Raw genomic sequence first — 16,683 nt, forward strand, 5'->3', positions numbered from 1 at the left:
ATGCCGCTCACTGGAGCCATTGCGGCGGCGCAGGTCGAGGCGGTCTACCGCCGCGAATCGCGTCGGGTCCTGGCCACGCTGATCCGCCTGCTGGGTGATTTCGATCGTGCCGAGGAAGCACTGCAAGACGCCTTCGCCGCCGCGCTGCAGCAATGGCCACGCGATGGCGTTCCGGACAACCCGCGCGCCTGGCTGGTGTCCACCGGTCGCTTCAAGGCCATCGATGCCCTGCGCCGGCGGGCGCGCTTCGATGCCTCGCTGCGGTTGCTGGCCGAGCAGCTGGAAGACGCAGCCGAGGCGGCGGAGGTGGACGAGATGGAAGACGACCGTCTGCGGCTGATCTTCACCTGCTGCCATCCGGCCTTGCCGGCCGATGGTCGCGTGGCGCTGACCCTGCGTGAGGTCTGCGATCTGACCACCGAGGAGATCGCCCGGGCCTTTCTGGCGCCGCCCAGCACCATCGCCCAGCGCATCGTGCGAGCCAAGGCGAAGATCCGCGATGCCCAGCTGCCCTATCGGGTGCCGGAGCGCGCGGAACTGCCGGCACGCCTGGAGAGCGTGCTGCGGGTGATCTACCTGGTGTTCAACGAAGGGTATTCGGCATCGGCCGGGGCATCGTTGACCCGCGCCGACCTCTGCGCCGAGGCCATTCGGCTGGGTCGCCTGCTCTACGAGCTGCTGCCCGACGTGGAGGTCGCCGGGCTGCTGGCGCTGATGCTGCTGCATGATGCCCGGCGCGCCGCACGCACGGATGCCTGCGGCGAGCTGGTGCGGCTGGACGAGCAGGATCGCAGCCTGTGGGATCGGCAGCAGATCGCCGAAGGCGCATTGCTGGTGCAGCGTGCCCTGAGCACGCGTGCCTTCGGCCCCTACGCATTGCAGGCAGCCATCGTTGCCGTGCATGCCGAGGCGCCGAGCGCCGCGCAGACGGACTGGACGCAGATCGTGCGGCTCTACGATGTGTTGCTGCAGTTCAGTCCGTTAGCCGTGGTGGAGCTGAACCGCGCGGTGGCCGTAGCCATGCGCGACGGCGCCGAAGCGGGATTACTGCTGGTGGATGCGCTGTTGGCCCAGGGGCACCTGCAGGACTATCACCTCAGCCACGCCACCCGCGCCGACCTACTGCGCCAGCTGGCGCGCCTCGACGAGGCTCGCGAGGCGTACCGCAGCGCCTTGCGGCTGGTGCAGCTGGAGCCGGAGCGCCGTTTTCTGCAGAGGCAGCTGGATGGGCTGGACAGTTGACTCGACGGGCTCGACGCTTGCGGATGCGTGCGCTCAACGCCCCGCGAGGCTCCCATTCGGAGTTGACGACCCATGCTACATGGCGTCGCGCTGCGACGGTTTGCAGAGGCGGCGAGGGCGGCGCCGTGATCAGTTGTCGCAACTTCCGGCCGGCAAATAGTCACTGCGGCTCAAGCCGTGGCGCTGCATCTTTTCGTTGAGGGTTCGGCGCGGCAGCTGCAGCAGGGTCATCACCTCGGCAATGTTGCCTTTGCATTGCTGCAACGCATTGTGCAGGCACTGCGCCTCGAAGGCTTCCATCTGCTCGGCCAGCGACTGTCCGCCGCTGCTCGCCGGGGCCGGCGCGCTGAGGCCGAGGGCGTGGCGTTCGGCGGCGTTGATCAGTTCGCGCACGTTGCCCGGCCAGTCGTGGGCGAGCAGCTGCGCCAGTTCGCCGGGCGTCACCGGTGGCGCGGCACGGCCGTGGCGCTGGGCGGCCTGGCTGGCGAAGTGTTCGAACAGCAGCGGAATGTCCTCGCGCCGCTCGCGCAGTGGCGGGATATGCAGCTCGGCGACGTTCAGCCGGTACAGCAGGTCCTCGCGGAAGCGCCCGCCACGCACCTCTTCCAGCAAATCCGGCTTGGCCGCGCTGATCACCCGCAGGTCGACCTCGATGCTGCGGTTGGAGCCCAACCGCTCCAGGGTCTTCTCCTGCAGCACGCGCAGCAGCTTGACCTGCTGTGCCAGCGGCATGCTTTCGATTTCGTCGAGAAACAGCGTGCCGCCGGCGGCGTGTTCGATGCGGCCGATGCGCTTGCCCTTGGCGCCGGTGAAGGCGCCGCTCTCGTGACCGAACAGCTCGCTCTCGAAGATGGTTTCCGGGATCGCCGCGCAGTTCAGCGCCACGAACGGCCCGCCGGCGCGCGGGCTGAAGTCGTGCAGGCAGCGCGCCACCTGCTCCTTGCCGCTGCCGGTTTCGCCGCGGATCAGCACGTTGACGTCGGTTCCGGCCAGCTCCAGCACCTGGCGTCGCAGGTTATCCATGGCGCGGGATACGCCCAGCAGCTGCGATTCGATACGCCCCTTGCGGGCGAACTGCTCGCGCAGCTGACGGTTCTCGCAGACCAGCCGGCGCTTGTCCATCGCGCGGCGCACGCTGTCCAGCAGGCGCTCGGGGGTGAAGGGCTTCTCGATGAAGTCGTAGGCGCCCTGACGCAGCGCCTGCACGGCCATGGGCACGTCACCGTGGCCGGTGACCATGATCACCGGCAGGTCTGCATCCAGTTCGATCAGCCGCTCGAGCAGGCCGAGGCCGTCGAGGTCGGGCATGCGCACGTCGCTGATCAGCACACCGGGAAAGTCGCGATCCAGTACCGACAGCGCTTCCCGCGCGCGGGAAAAGGTGCGCACCTGGAAGCCGGAGAGCTCCAGCCATTGCTGCACGGCCTGACGGATCGCCGCCTCGTCATCGATGAAGATTACCTGCCCGCTCATTGCCAGCTCCTCGCGCTCGCGTCGCCGCAGTTTACTCGGCGGCGTGCACTTCGGCAGCCGGCAGCGTCAGGGTGAACACCGCGCCCTGTTCGTCGTTGCTCACCTCCAGGGTGCCGCCCATGTCGCGCACGATGCCGTAGGACACCGCCAGGCCCAGGCCCAGGCCCTGACCGACCGGCTTGGTGGTGAAGAAGGGCTCGAACACCTGATCCAGATGCTCGCTGGCAATGCCGCCGCCATTGTCGGCAACGCTGAGCTGCCAGGCGTCGCCGACGCGCCGACAGAGGATGCGCAGGCGCCGTTGCGGTCGCTCGGCCATGGCGTCCAGCGCGTTGTGTAGCAGATTGATCAGCACCTGCTCCAGGCGGATCGCATCGCCACGCACCGTGGCCTCGGCCGGCACCTGGCGGAATACCTCCACCTGCTCGCTGCGAATGCGCGGCGACAGCAGCTGCAACGCCTGTTCCAGCACATCGGCCAGCGCCAGGTGCTGTTGCAGGCCGGCAGGGCTCTTGCGGGCAAAGGTCTTCAGATGGCCAGTCAGCGCAGCCATGCGCTCGAGCAGGCCTTCCACGTGCCCGAGCCCTTCGCGCACTTCGCCATCCCGGCCGTTGTCGAGCAGCAGGCGCAGGCTGGCCAGCTGCATGCGCAGGGCGGTAAGCGGCTGGTTGATTTCGTGGGCCAGCGCGGCGGACATCTGCCCCAGTGCCGCCATGCGCGCAGCATGCACCAGCTCGTCCTGGGCGGTGTGCAGCTCGCGGGTGCGTTCCTGCACCAGGCGCTCCAGCTCAGTGCGGCTGCGCAATTCGAGGCGGCGGGTCTTGCGTCGCTGCGCCAGGTAGAGCAACAGGAACGCCAGCGTCATCCATACGCCGGCCGCGGCCAGACGATAGCTGCGCACCCTGGCGGCGATCGACTGCGGGTCATGCAGCAGGTGCAGGGTCCAGTCTTCCTCGGGCAATGCCAGACGTTGCCAGAGGTACTCGCGGCGGCCATCCGGGCCGTCCACCAGGCGGCGCTCGCTGCCCTCGTCGAGCTGCTGCACCCGGCTGCTCTGCAGCGGCTGCAGGGTCTGCTCGGCATAGCGGCGCACATCCACCAACCGGCTGCGCACCTCGTCGCTCAGCGGGCGCAGGTAGCGAAAGCGCCAGGCCGGGCGGTTGGTGAGGATGACGATGTCCAGCGAGTCGGCGATCAGCAGGATACCCGGCTGGCCGACCCAGTCGCGCTGCATGTCCTCCAGTTCGAGCTTGACCACCAGTACGCCGAGCAGCTCGCCGGCAGTGTTCTTCACCGAACTTGAAAGGAAATAGCCGGGAATGCCGGTGGTCACGCCGACCGCGAAGTAACGCCCGCTGCCATTGGCCACGGCGTCGCGGAAATAGGGGCGAAAGGCATAGTTGTTGCCGACGAAGCTGCTCCAGTCACGCCAGTTGCTGGCTGCGATGGTCTCGCCGTTACGATCCAGCAGGTACAGCACCGAGGAGCCCGCGGCGTGGTTCTGCTGCTCAAGCCGCTGGTTGAGCTGGCCGCGCAGCTGGCGGTTGCCCGGGTCGGCGAGTAATGCCTGGATGTCGCTGTCCAGCGCCAGCAACGCCGGCACCGATCGGAAGCGCTCGACCTGGGTGTGGATGGCCTGCGCATAGAGCTCCAGCTGCCCCTGCGATTCCTGCCCGCGCTCGGCCCAGGCGCGCTGCTCGGCCAGCCGCCCGGCCCAGTACATGCTGAGCAGCAGACCGACGAGGATCAACGCCACGATCAGGCTGACGCGGCTGCGGTTGGAGATGACAGGCATTGGCGACGCTCGCGAAAGGACGCGACGATGGTAAGCGAAAGCCGTAGCGCCTGTAGACCGACCGGCGAGCCGATCGACACCAAAGTCTTGATCCAGACATGTAGAGGCAAAGTGCCATCACACATATACTGTGGGGAGTTCTTGTAGTGGCGAGCATGGAACGCTTGCGCGGCTACCAGCGCCGCTCACGAATCGAGGTGCGCCTTGCTCAGAAAAATCCTTGTCAGTCAGCTTCGCTTCGGCATGTACGTACACGCTCTGGAGGGCAGCTGGTTCGACCATCCGTTCTGGCGCAGCAAGTTCCTGCTGACCGATCCCGCCGACCTGCAGACGCTGCGCGGCAGTGGCGTCAAGGCGCTGTGGATCAACGTGGAAAAGGGCGTGGATGTCGAAACGGCAACGCCGGCCGCCGCCGATGCGCCACCGCTGGTGCAACCACCGGAGCCCTCCAGCCTGCCGTCGGACGCCACCACCTCGACGCAGCAGTGCAGCGTGGATGACGAGTTGCAGCGCGCGAGCCGGCTGCTCAAGCGCTCCAAGGAGCAGGTGACCTCGATGTTCAACGAGGCTCGTCTGGGCAAAGCCGTCGATCCGCAACAGTGCCAGCCCCTGGTGGAGCAGATATCCGCCTCGCTGGCGCGCAACGGTTCGGCGCTGCTGAGCCTGGCGCGCCTGAAGACCAAGGACGAATACACCTACATGCATTCGGTGGCGGTGTGCGCGCTGATGGTCGCGCTCGCCCGTCAGCTGGACCTGCCCGAGGATCAGGTGCACGAAGCCGGGATGGCCGGGTTGCTGCACGACATCGGCAAGATGGCCATGCCGCTGGATGTGCTCAACAAGCCGGGCAAGCTGAGCGACGACGAGTACGCCATCATGCGCAGCCACCCGGAGCGCGGCCATGCCATGCTGCTCGCCGCGCAGACCGCCGTATCCGACGCGGTGCTGGACGTCTGCCTGCATCACCATGAAAAGGTCGACGGCACCGGCTACCCGCACCGGCTGGCGGGCGAAGAGATCAGCCTGCTGGCTCGCATGGGTGCGATCTGCGATGTGTACGACGCCATCACTTCGAACCGCCCGTACAAGACGGCCTGGGATGCCTCGGGCTCGCTGGCACGCATGGCCCAGTGGCAAGGGCATTTCGATACGCAGCTGCTGCACGCCTTCGTCCGTACCGTGGGCATTTATCCGCTGGGCTCGCTGGTGCGGCTGCAGTCGGGTCGGCTCGGCGTGGTTATCGAGCATCATCCGCAGCAACTGACCGCGCCGCGGCTGAAGCTGTTCTATTCGGTGCGCACCCGGGCGGCGATTCCGGCCCAGGAGCTGGATCTCTCCAACCCTCAATGCGGCGACCGCATCGTCGGTCGGGAAGATCCCGCCGCCTGGGGTTTCAACAATCTGGACGAGCTCTGGACCTAGCTCGGCAGCCCGGCTCGCCAGTCGAGCCTTCGTCGTTCCAGATGGCCAGACGACTGCCTTCCTGACGGTGGTCATCCCCTGCGTCCTGGCCTACCGTGTTCGGGTAGACGAGCCGTTGGTGAGCAGGCAGCAACGAGCGCCGCGACGGCACCGATGCCCGGGTGCCGGGTCTCAACAAGCGAGCGCGATGATCGCCTCGGCGTGCATGGCGAACCCGCGGCCATCGACCCGATCGTGAGCCACTGACCAGGAGAAGCACCATGACCCATGTAATGGCTTGTATCGACGGCTCTCCGCAGGCCGCGGCGGTCTGTGATTGCGCCGCCTGGGCCAGCCGGCGGCTGGGCGCGCCGCTGACGCTGCTTCACGTGCTGGATCGCCAGCAGTACCCGATGTCGGGCGACCTCAGCGGCATCATCGGGCTCGGCAGCCGCGAGTTCCTGCTGCAGGAGCTGGCGACGCTGGACGAAAAGCGCGCCAAGCTCGCCCTTGAGGAGGGCCGCATGATGCTCGATGCGGCGCGCCAGCGGGCGATTGCCGCCGGTGTCGCCCAGCCGGAATGCCGGCAGCGTCATGGCGACCTGGTCGAAGCCCTGCGGGATCTGCAGAACGAAACGCGCCTGCTGGTGATCGGCCGCCAGGGTGAGGACAGTGACGATGCCCTCCAGCACATCGGCAGCCAGCTGGAGAATGTCATCCGCACCATGCAGCGACCTATCCTGGTGGTACCCGGCGAATTCAGTGCGCCGCAGAGCGTGATGCTCGCCTTCGACGGCAGTGCCACCAGCCGCAAGGGCATGGAAATGCTGGCCGGCAGCCCGCTGTTCAAAGGCATGCCGATCCATCTGGTGATGGTTGGGCAGGATGGCGCCGAGCACCGCGCGCAACTGGAAGATGCGCGCGCCGTACTGGCGTCGGCCGGTTTCGCGGTGCAGATCGCCATCCGCGACGGTGAGGTCGAGCCGACCCTGCATGCCTATCAGGCCGAGCACGGCATTGATCTGCTGGTGATGGGCGCCTACGGTCATTCGCGCATTCGCCAGTTCTTCGTCGGCAGCACCACCACCAACATGATCCGCACCACCCGCACGCCGCTGCTGTTGCTGCGTTGACGGCAGCACGCCGCGCCCGTCGACGTCGGGCGCAGCGGCCAGCCTCTTCAGCGGTACAGGTCGGCGCGTGTCCAGGGCAGCTCGTGGGAGCCGTCCGGCAGCGGCTTGGTCGCCAGAATCTGATGCAGGTCGATCCAGTCGCGGCGGAAACCATAGGCGCAACCCGCCAGATACAGCCGCCAGATACGCAGCGCCCGCTCGGGCACCAGCGCCTGGGCCTCGGCGAGCCGGGCTTCCAGCCGCTCGCTCCACAGCTGCAGCGTACGTGCGTAATGCAGGCGCAGGCTTTCCACGTCGACGATCTCCAGCCCCGCTTCGCTGATGCAGCCGCTGATGTTCACCAGGTGCGGCAGCTCGCCATGGGGAAACACGTAGCGATCGATGAACTCGCCGGCGCCATGGCCCACCGGCCGGCCATCGAGATGGCGCGAGGTGATGCCGTGGTTCAGTACCAAGCCACCCGGACGCACTGCGCCGAACAGCCGCTGGCAGTACAGCGGCAGATTGGCGTGGCCGACGTGCTCGAACATGCCGACGCTGACCACCTTGTCGAAGCGCTCGTCCTGCGGCAGGTCGCGGTAATCCATCAGCTCCAGCTGAATCTGATCCTGCAGCCCCTCGGTCGCCACGCGCTCGCGGGCTAGCGCCAGCTGCTCGCGGCTGAGGGTGATGCCGAACACCCGAGCGCCGAACTCGCGGGCGGCGAAGCGGGCCAATCCGCCCCAACCGCATCCGACATCCAGCAGGCGGTCGCCGGGCTTGAGCCGCAGCTTGCGGCAGATCAGGCGCAGCTTGGCCTGCTGCGCCTGGTCGATAGCCTCTTCGCCGGTCTCGAAGTAGGCACAGGAATAGACCATGTCGCGGTCCAGCCAGAGCTGGTAGAAGTCGTTGGACAGGTCATAGTGGTAGGAGATGGCCTCGGCGTCTGTCGCCTTGTCATGGGCCTCGCGTGCCGGTGTCGAGAAATCGTCCTGGCTCATTGCCCGACTGATCACGTCGCCGATACGGATGACCTCATCCACTGGCCCGTGCAGGTCGATCTGACCTTCGACATAGGCGGCGCCAAGCACATCCAGACTGGGACTGGCCAACTGAGTGACGAGGCTGGGGTCCCTGATGACCAGCGTGACGGAAGGGGCGGGGCCGATGTCGATCTCCTTGCCATCCCACAGCTGCAGTTTCAGTGGCACGGCGAGTTCTTTCAGGGCCGGTAGCAGTGTCGCCAGCATGCTCGATCTCCTATCTGTGCATCCGTGAAAAATCCTAGACCATGAAATCGAAACTGTAGGCTATGGTGATGATAGTTTCATGCAATGGCCCGAACGGCGGCGAACGTGCGCTTGACGGCTTAACTCGTCGGCTTGGTCCAGAAGAGGCGTTATGCAGCAGTCTCCCTCACCACGCGTGCTGATCCTGGTAGCCAGCGGCCCCAGTACCCCCGCCCGTTGCGCCGCGCCATTCCACATCGCGACGCTGCTCGCCTGCATGGATGCCGAGGTCACCCTCTACCTCACCGGAGAGGCCACGCAGCTGGCGTACCCCGAGGTCGCCGCAACGTTGCGCGCGGTGGACGGGGGCGAACCGTTGTTGCACTTTATTCGCAATGCGAAAGCGGCGGGTGCGCGGCTGCTGATGTGCCGCCAGCCCGGCGCCCAGTTGGAGGCCTCCGCGCTGATCGCCGAGCTGGACGACATCTCCAGCGGTGGCGAGCTGGCGCAGATGATCCTGGAGTACGAGCGGGTGCTGACCCTATGAATGTACAGGGCCTGGAATTTCCCGACACGCTGCGTTACGCGCCGGAGGACAGCCTGTGGCTGCGCGAGGAAGCCGACGGCAGCGTCACCCTCGGCCTGACTGCCTACGGTTGCGCGCTCTACGGCTAGATATTCGCTTTTACTCCCAAGCGCGTCGGCGCCCGCATCGAGCGCGACCGCAGCTTCGGCGTGGTGGAGTTCGCCAAGGCCGCGTCCTCGGCACGCTGTCCACTTAGCGGCACACTGTTGGCGGTGAACGAAGCGCTGCTGAAGCGCCCCGGGCTGATCAACCAGGACTGTTACGGCGAAGGCTGGATGGTCCGCCTGCAACCCGAGAACTGGGCTGCTGCGCGCGACGCCTTCCCACTGGGCGAAGCAGCCCAGCCGGCAATCGCCGAACGCATGCGCCTGGACAACTTCGACCCGGCCAACGCCCATGTGCAGGCGTTGCAGTGGAAGTAACGGTGCTGCAGGCTGCTCGGTACGGTGGGCTTCAGCCCACCGCTTCCAATGCACGCCCCGATGCCGCGATGGTTGCGCTGAGCCCTCAAGACTAATCCGGCGTCGAATAGCCCAGCAGTTGTTCGCAGCTTTCCTTGATCGCCTGATCGAGCTGGCGGATGCAGAGTTCGATCGCCATATCGCGGGTGCGCTTGTTCGACCATTCCAGTTCTGCCAGCGTCTCGACAAGGTCCTGATGACCATTCTCGTTGACCAGCATTCCATGCCGTACCGTCAACGTGCGGCCCTGCAGACTCAGCTGCACCGGGTCCCGGCCCACCAGCGAAGCACCTGCCGTCAACAGGCAATCGATATGGTCTCGCAGCGCATGAAATGCACGCCGCTCGTCGATCCGATCGTTCACAAGCGTCTCTCCATCCCTGGAAAGAAAAACGCCGATTGTGACGCGCTTCGCATGATAAGGCGATGGCTTTTTGATATCTGGGTCAGACTGTCGCAGACCGACTTGGCGGCTGGAGAGAGGGTGGAGGCGAGGGAGATTGGCGGAAGGCAGTGAGAGTCGAACTCACCCGGGAGCGGCTGCCGCCCCCAACCGGGTTTGAAGCCCGGCCGCACCACCGGGTGCGATTGCCTTCCATGAACGATGGTTTTGGCGTGTTTCTGTTGCGCCCGATTGAGGAATAGCAACAGAGCGGGCCGGGACGAAAGCTAGCATGTAACGCCGCTTGAGTGGCAACATCGAGCCGTGGCCCGAACTATTACACGCAGTCCCGTTCGGGCTGGCCAGCCAGCACAGGGTAGCGGTCCGTAAGGAATGACGAGGCGCGGGCGCGTCCGCGGGAATGGAATATGAAGGCTGAATGGAACGACGCCCCGGACTACGTCAGAAGGCGCCCGCGCAAAGGAGCCGTAGCATGGCTGATACTAGGGCTGATCGGCACCGCGATCATGCTGGCCGCGCTACAGGTGGTGAGTTCGGCATTCCTCAAAGGCACCGCCCAGGGCATCGCCGATAAGCGCATCCAGCCTAAGCCAGCCCCTGTCGCCGAAATCACGCGAGCTGAGCCGGTAGCGACCAAGGATTGGGGCAGGGTAGTAGAGGAAGTGGCCGCGAAAGGTGAAACGCCTCAGCCGCAAACACCCCAGCCCCAAGCCGGTACGGCAGAACCACCGCCCAAGCAAACCGTATTCAACGACAAAAACTACGTTCCCCAGGGCGCAACCAATATCGTTCCCGCTACACGCGTTATTCCCGAGCTAACCGCAACGATTCCGTCCCGACCAAAAGAAATTGTGGTTGTAGGCAAAGAGTCGCGGCTCAGCGACTTCTGCCCTGGCGGGGAAGGAAGCATTCAGCGCAGGAACTGCAAGGCGAGCTTTAATCTGAACATCAGAAACTAGTGGTGAACTTGAGAGCGGAGATATAGAGAATGCTGGCATGGATACTTACAGCGACACTTATCAATCCACCGGATACAGCACAACCGCCACTCAGAGAGTCATACATATTCACTACCGAGAAGGATTGCAGGCAGGGCGAACAACTCCGAAAGCAGATAGCACAGCTGCGAAACGAGAAGACGAATATCCGTTGTTCACAAATAGAGCTTCTCGACCCTGACAAAATTTGATTATCGAAAAAAATGTAGGCAGAACTGCAAAACTCCCAGCATGGCAAGTTTTCTTAGAACGGTATCGATACGGTAAAAGTGAATTCCCCACTGTACTTATATGTCTTCATTAAGGCTGCTTTTGCTATTTCTTTCGCAGGAGCGTATTCATTTAAAAAATCGACGACTTCTTCGTCATCGCCAACTTCGATATAAACGATCTTGCCACCGCTCCAAGCGTCCAAGTCGTCTCTGTCAAGCTCTGGGAGCTGGTTAGCAAAAAGTAATCTATTGAGCTTCTGATAAACTTCGGACCGAAAATCATCTTTTAAGAGAGTGTTTTTCTTTCCTATTTTTATAGCGTCGCTGTAAAAGTCATTCAGCTCCTGAGTAAAAATATTACAGTTAATCTCGTGAAGTGAACTGTAATGATCTAGAAGCTCAGGCAGTGCAGGCTCGGTAACGAAGCGTATTCTGCATGTTGTCTGCTGATTATTTAGGATGTACTTTGATACATAAGTCTCGGATTGAATTCGCTCCGCTGCAGGCGGCACGTTGGGTGAAAAATGTATCTTAATTAAATCTCCCGCAAGAACCGAGATTAAATTCAGGTTGTAAACCGTCTTCTTTTTATCATCGAGGCGCTTAGGTAAGAAATTCAGCTCGTATGCTTGGGCTTTCATTAACGAGCTGATCGAGGAGAATATCGCCTTATCGTTTTGAGCTTTCCCATTTTTGCTATCCATTTCTTGGAATGCAAAGATTTCAACTCCGGGAGTAGTTATAATTTTGGACCCATGCTTTTGGCATTTTTCTTTATATCTATCTTCCCATTCAGGAAGGGCGGTTTGATACTGGATGCCTACATGGTTGCTGTAGCCGTGGTAAGGAAACCAGTTCGTATTGGGGTCTTTTAAGTTAATATCACGTGTTAGTAATGCCCATGCGCGACCATCGGCCTTTTTGCAGCTGATCAATAGCGCCGTAAAAACATCTACATCTTCTAATTTTGAATATTTATAAGCTAGAAGGTCTATTTCTCTGACGGACTGTTCAACGTCATCGACATAATAGCGGTTGCTGATAAAAGACCAGCCTTTATCCTTCAGTAGGCAGCCGACTTTGAACTCAAGCTCGAAGCCTGTGGCAAGAATGTTTCTCTCAAAAGCTGCTAAATCCATAGATTTTCCTTTTCCTCATCACTGCATGCGAAAGCACGGCGCAGGATGGATTTCTGCTTATCTGAGAATGTGTCGAAAATGTGTCGAAAATATATGCCGTAAATCGCCGTCAAAGGCCACCAAGGCACAGACCTCTTCCGATTCTGATCAGTAATGGTCAACGTTACCCATCATTGACCATGTTAAAAACAGGATTTGAAGCCCGGCTGCACCACCGGGTGCGATTGCCTTCCTTATCTGGTCTTGATGTGGGAAAGGAAGCGGCGACCAGCCTACCCCAGGGCTGACTGGATCGCCAAGGCGCTGTGCTGGCGGACTTTGCGTTCGTTGCCGAAGCGGCGGGTGAGGCCGATGCGGTCGAAGTGTTCGAGCAGCTGGATGCTGCGTTTGCGGCCGAGCTGGATGCGGTCGCGGAAGGCGGCGGCGCGGATTACGCCGCTTTGCGCTTCCAGTTGCAGTACATGCCCCGCGAGTTGGCGAATGGTGAGCTCGGGGTAGAACAAATCTTTCACCACCTGTTGCAGCAGGCCGAGACGGGCGAGCTTGCGTAGCAGGTTGCGCATCTGCATTTCGTCGACGCCGAGGTCGCGGGCCAGGTCGCGGACCCAGGGTGGGTCGAAATGGCCGGCTTCGAGCAATGGCCACAGGCGCGCTTTCAAGTCTTCTTCCGCATCGCTCAGGCGCACCCGGTGATCGGGGCGGTGCAGCCACGGGCCGCTGGTTTCGATGCGGCCGGCGGCCAGTGCCTGTTCCAGCAGGGCGATGAACACCGGCCGCTCCAGCTGCGGCAGGGCGTAGCGACGCAGGCGGTCGCGGTCGGGGCCGAGTTCGTCGGGTTGTTCTTCGTGAAAGCGTTGCAGGGCGGCGAGCAGGGTGGCTTCGAGTTCGTCCCAGCGGGCCTGATCGAAAAGCCGTGGCCCCAATCGCGTGCCGACTTCCAGTACGCCGTGCGGGAGCTGCCAGCCTTCGCGCGGACGGTTGAACTGGCGTTCCAGGCCTTGCGGGTCGATGCCATTGGTGGCGCTGGCGAGCAGTGGCGGCAATGCCTGCTCCAGGCTCGGCTGGTTGAGGGCGCGAAGTTGCTCCAGCCGCGCGGCACGACGGCGATTGCGTGGCGGTGCAAAGGGGTCGAGCACACGGCCACCGCCAAGGGTGCGCTGGGCGGACTGGTCGCGCAGGACGATGCGGTCGCCATGTACCGCGTGGCTCGGTGCGTTGAGCAGTAGCTGGGCGAAGGCGCGTTCGCCCGGCGCCAGGCTCGTGCCTTCGAGCAGGGCGACGCGGGCGGTGACGTCCTGGGCGCCGAGGTGCACGTGCACGGGCGTCCAGTGCTTGAGTTCGTGGGCTTCGCCCGGCAGCAGCTGGAAGTCGACGTCGATGCGTTGGGTCGGTGCGTGCAGCAGTGGGTGCAGCAGCCAGTCGCCGCGATGGATCTGCTCCACTGCCAGCCGCTCGCCGGCAAGATTCAGGGCCACGCGCTGGCCGGCATGGGCTTCGTCCGCTTCGCGGTTCTGCGCGTGCAGGCCGCGGACGCGCACGCGTTTGCCGGCGGGGCCGAGCAACAGTTCGTCGCCGATTCGCACGCGCCCGGCAAAGGCGGTGCCGGTGACCACCACGCCAGCGCCGGTGACGCTGAAGGCGCGGTCGATGGCCAGGCGGAAGTGGCCGCTGTCGCTGCGGGCGGCGGTGCGCGCGGCTTCGTCGATCAGCGCGGCGCGCAAGGCGTCGATGCCATCGCCGCGGATGCTGGAAACCGGAAAGATCGGCGTTCCGGCCAGTGGTCCGGCGGCCAGCAGGGCTTCGATCTGCTGCTGGACTTCGGCGATGCGCACCGGCTCGACGCGGTCGATCTTGGTCAGCGCTACCAGCGCGCGACGGATGCCGAGCAGCTCGACGATGGCCAGGTGTTCGCGGGTCTGCGGCATGACGCCATCGTCGGCGGCGACCACCAGCAGCACGCAGTCGATGCCGCTGGCGCCGGCCAGCATGTTGTGCACGAAACGCTCGTGGCCCGGCACGTCGATAAAGCCGGTGAGGCTGCCTTCACCGAGGTCGGCGTAGACGTAGCCGAGGTCGATGGTGATGCCGCGCTCGCGCTCCTCGCGGCGGCGGTCGCCCTGTTGCCCGGTGAGGGCTTGCAGCAGTGCGGTCTTGCCATGGTCGATATGGCCGGCGGTACCGACGATCAACGGGCCAGCTCCTCTTGCAGGTGCACCATTTGCTGGAGGAAGGCCGGTTCGTCGTCGAGCTGGCGCAGGTCGAGCCAGAGGGCGTCGTCATCGATGCGCCCGAGCACAGGAATCGGCAGGCAGCGCAGGGCTTCTTCCAGCTGGCGCAGGCTGCGGCCGCGCAGGCGCTTGGGTTGCTGCGGGCGGATGCACAGGGCGGCACTGGGCAGGCGTGCCACCGGCTGCGCGCCGCTGCCGATCATGCCCAGGGCATCGGTTACGGAGACTAGCCAGGTTTTACCGAGCACGGTGGCCAGTGCCGGGGCGATGCGTTCGGCCTGGTCGCGGATCTCCGTCTGCGGGCGACTGAGCAGGCGCAGGCTGGTGAGGCGTTCGGCCAGGCGGTCGGGGTCACGATAGAGGTTGAGCACCGCTTCCAGCGCGGCAAGGGTCAGCTTGTCGACGCGCAGGGCGCGCTTGAGCGGGTTCTTCTTGATCTTCTGGATCAGTGCCTTGCTGCCGACGATCAGCCCGGCCTGCGGGCCGCCGAGCAGCTTGTCGCCGCTGAAGGTGACGATGTCGGCGCCGTCGCGCAGCGCTTCCTGTACCGTGGGCTCCTTCGGCAGGCCCCAGCGCGAGAGGTCGAGCAGGCTGCCGCTGCCGAGGTCTTCCAGTAGCGGCAGATCGTGGGCATGGGCGATGCGCGCCAGTTCGGCGGTGGCGACGCTGGCGGTGAAGCCTTGCACGCTGTAGTTGCTGGTGTGCACGCGCATCAACAGGCCCGAGCGCGAGTTGATCGCCGCTTCGTAATCCTTGGCGTGGGTGCGGTTGGTGGTGCCGACTTCATGCAGCTTCACGCCGGCGCGGGCCATGATGTCCGGGATGCGGAAGGCACCGCCGATCTCGATCAGCTCGCCGCGGGAAATAATGCCTTCCTTGCGTGCGCCGAGACTGTTCAAGGCCAGCAGCACGGCGGCGGCGTTGTTATTGACCACGGTAACGGCCTCGGCGCCGGTCAGCTCGCGGATCAGTCCTTCGATGAGGTCGTCGCGATCGCCGCGCTTGCCGGTGGCGAGATCGAATTCCAGGTTGAGTGGATAGCGCGCCGCAAGGGTGATCGCCTCGATGGCCTCATCCGGCAACAGGGCGCGACCGAGGTTGGTGTGCAGCACCGTGCCGGTGAGGTTGAACACTCGACGTACGCGGCTCTTGTGCTGGCTGGCCAGGCGTTCGCCGGCGCGCCCAGCGAGCACCGCTTCGGACAGTTCCAGCGCGGCCAGCTGGCCACGGCGAGCCGGTTCGCGCAGTTCGTCGAGCAGATCGCGCAGCGTCGCCAGCAGGGCCTGGCGGCCGTAACGCTGCTGCAGTGGCTGGCAGGCCGGATCCCGCAGCAGCTTGTCCACCGAGGGCAGATGGCTGCTGCTCATGCCTCGTTCCCCGGTGCCAGCAGCAGGTTGGGTGCCTGGCGGTTGTAGCCCTGATCGGCCAGCAGCAGGTCGAGGTCCAGCGTCGCCAGGTCGGCGGACAGGCTTTCGCCGTCCGGTGCCAGCTCCAGATAGAGCTGCTTGAGGTAGCCGTTGCATTCGGGGCACGCCTCGGCCTTGATGCCGTTGGGCGAGCCTTCGAAGTGCAGGTAGTCGAGCTTCTTGGTGCTGCGGCAGTGGCTGCATTTCAGGCGCACGTAGTGCCATTCGCAGGCGCACAGGGAGCAGACCAGGTAGCGCAGGCCGTTGAGCTGCCCGCGGTGGCGAATCACCCCGGCCATGGGCGGTGCGCCGCAGCAGGGGCAGAGCGTCTGGTCTTCGCGTTCGCGCAGGTCGGAGAGGTCGAGCTGGAGCAGCCAGTGGGTCCAGGCCAGTTGCAGCGCGGCGCCGAGAAAGGGCACCAGCGCCGGCGGCAGGCTGTCGTACTGGCCACTGACCAGCGCCACGGCCCAGGCCTTGCGCTGGCCGCTGTCGGCGCGGCGCAGCTGGTCGATGGCAGCGATGACCGACAGGTTGTCCGGCACCGCGAAGGCATCCAGCCAGGCATCTAGCAGCGGCAGCCACGCCCCTTCGCGCACCAGGGTGTCGGCGGCCAGCGGCGGCATGGCGTGCTTGAAGCATTCGCGGGTGCGCGCAGGGTCGAGCGGTGCGTTGGCAGGCGGGTTGTCCAGCACCTGCTGCTGCGCCTGGCATACGCCGGCGAGCAGGCGCAGGTAGTCGGCCAGCGGATGATCTTCGGCGAGCTTGGCGAGGCGCTCGCTGCGCATGGCGAACAGATCGCGCGGCGGCAGTTTGGTGAAGGGTGGTTTGCTGGCAGCGGCTTCGATCTGCCCGGGCTCGAGAATGGTGCCTGCCACGCAGGACTCCTTTTCTTGTGGTTATGCCGAACAGCATAGTCCGTCACGGTTATAGCTCGGCTTTCGATGGCATGCACGGGCGAAGATTCCCGCGGCGGCGGGAATCTCCGGCGTGCTTGGCGG

The 16,683-nt window shown here is 64.3% G+C and carries 13 protein-coding genes, 1 tRNA gene and 1 pseudogene; 6 read left to right on the plus strand and 9 right to left on the minus strand.

Annotated features, from left to right (window positions below; translation table 11 throughout):
• Entirely contained in the window at positions 1 to 1,242 is a 1,242-nt protein-coding gene (locus PSTAB_RS01055; RefSeq protein ID WP_013981349.1) for an RNA polymerase sigma factor, read from the plus strand.
• 129 nt (positions 1,243 to 1,371) lie between these two features.
• Here the strand turns inward: PSTAB_RS01055 and PSTAB_RS01060 are convergent, their stop codons facing one another.
• Positions 1,372 to 2,715 carry a sigma-54-dependent transcriptional regulator gene (locus tag PSTAB_RS01060; protein ID WP_013981350.1) on the minus strand — a complete coding sequence of 448 codons (1,344 nt, stop codon included), beginning with the start codon at positions 2,713 to 2,715 and terminating at the stop codon, positions 1,372 to 1,374.
• A 31-nt stretch (positions 2,716 to 2,746) separates the two neighbouring features.
• Positions 2,747 to 4,510, minus strand: coding sequence for a sensor histidine kinase (locus PSTAB_RS01065; protein WP_013981351.1), 1,764 nt, complete (start codon positions 4,508 to 4,510; stop codon positions 2,747 to 2,749).
• Positions 4,511 to 4,714: 204 nt separating this feature from the next.
• Here PSTAB_RS01065 and PSTAB_RS01070 point away from each other — a divergent pair, with 204 nt between their 5' ends.
• Entirely contained in the window at positions 4,715 to 5,932 is a 1,218-nt protein-coding gene (locus PSTAB_RS01070) for an HD-GYP domain-containing protein (protein ID WP_080564963.1), read from the plus strand.
• A 260-nt stretch (positions 5,933 to 6,192) separates the two neighbouring features.
• Positions 6,193 to 7,044 carry a universal stress protein gene (locus PSTAB_RS01075; protein ID WP_013981355.1) on the plus strand — a complete coding sequence of 284 codons (852 nt, stop codon included), beginning with the start codon at positions 6,193 to 6,195 and terminating at the stop codon, positions 7,042 to 7,044.
• Positions 7,045 to 7,091: 47 nt separating this feature from the next.
• On the opposite strand, the gene cfaB is transcribed toward PSTAB_RS01075, so the two are convergent.
• Complete coding sequence (cfaB, locus tag PSTAB_RS01080) at positions 7,092 to 8,273, minus strand: C17 cyclopropane fatty acid synthase CfaB (protein WP_013981356.1); 1,182 nt, start codon at positions 8,271 to 8,273, stop codon at positions 7,092 to 7,094.
• Positions 8,274 to 8,424: 151 nt separating this feature from the next.
• On the opposite strand from cfaB, the gene PSTAB_RS01085 reads away from it, so the two are divergent.
• Positions 8,425 to 8,799 (plus strand): DsrE family protein, encoded by a 375-nt coding sequence (locus PSTAB_RS01085; protein ID WP_041771615.1) that lies wholly within the window; start codon positions 8,425 to 8,427, stop codon positions 8,797 to 8,799.
• Positions 8,796 to 9,260, plus strand: a pseudogene (locus PSTAB_RS01090) (glycine cleavage system protein H). Before PSTAB_RS01085 ends, PSTAB_RS01090 begins: the two are co-directional and overlap by 4 nt.
• Before the next feature lie 91 nt (positions 9,261 to 9,351).
• On the opposite strand, the gene PSTAB_RS01095 reads toward PSTAB_RS01090, so the two are convergent.
• Both PSTAB_RS01095 and PSTAB_RS01100 read right to left on the minus strand, forming a co-directional pair.
• Positions 9,352 to 9,663, minus strand: coding sequence for a hypothetical protein (locus tag PSTAB_RS01095; protein ID WP_013981358.1), 312 nt, complete (start codon positions 9,661 to 9,663; stop codon positions 9,352 to 9,354).
• A gap of 137 nt (positions 9,664 to 9,800) precedes the next feature.
• Positions 9,801 to 9,896 (minus strand) — tRNA-Sec (locus PSTAB_RS01100).
• 213 nt (positions 9,897 to 10,109) lie between these two features.
• Between PSTAB_RS01100 and PSTAB_RS01105 the strand changes: the two genes are divergently transcribed.
• Positions 10,110 to 10,661: a hypothetical protein gene (locus PSTAB_RS01105; protein ID WP_041771616.1), complete on the plus strand. Its 552-nt coding sequence runs from the start codon at positions 10,110 to 10,112 to the stop codon at positions 10,659 to 10,661.
• Between the two features lie 283 nt (positions 10,662 to 10,944).
• On the opposite strand, the gene PSTAB_RS01110 is transcribed toward PSTAB_RS01105, so the two are convergent.
• From PSTAB_RS01110 to fdhE, 4 genes are all read right to left on the minus strand, one after another.
• Entirely contained in the window at positions 10,945 to 12,051 is a 1,107-nt protein-coding gene (locus PSTAB_RS01110) for a hypothetical protein (RefSeq protein WP_041771617.1), read from the minus strand.
• Positions 12,052 to 12,323: 272 nt separating this feature from the next.
• Positions 12,324 to 14,240, minus strand: coding sequence for a selenocysteine-specific translation elongation factor (selB, locus tag PSTAB_RS01115; protein ID WP_013981360.1), 1,917 nt, complete (start codon positions 14,238 to 14,240; stop codon positions 12,324 to 12,326).
• The gene (gene selA / locus PSTAB_RS01120) at positions 14,237 to 15,646 is read right to left on the minus strand and encodes an L-seryl-tRNA(Sec) selenium transferase (protein ID WP_013981361.1); all 1,410 of its coding nucleotides are present in this window, start codon (positions 15,644 to 15,646) and stop codon (positions 14,237 to 14,239) included. Before selA ends, selB begins: the two co-directional genes overlap by 4 nt.
• Positions 15,643 to 16,560 (minus strand): formate dehydrogenase accessory protein FdhE, encoded by a 918-nt coding sequence (gene fdhE / locus PSTAB_RS01125; protein ID WP_013981362.1) that lies wholly within the window; start codon positions 16,558 to 16,560, stop codon positions 15,643 to 15,645. Before fdhE ends, selA begins: the two co-directional genes overlap by 4 nt.
• Positions 16,561 to 16,683 lie beyond the last annotated feature (123 nt).

It is taken from the genome of Stutzerimonas stutzeri (assembly GCF_000219605.1).
GTDB lineage: Bacteria > Pseudomonadota > Gammaproteobacteria > Pseudomonadales > Pseudomonadaceae > Stutzerimonas > Stutzerimonas stutzeri.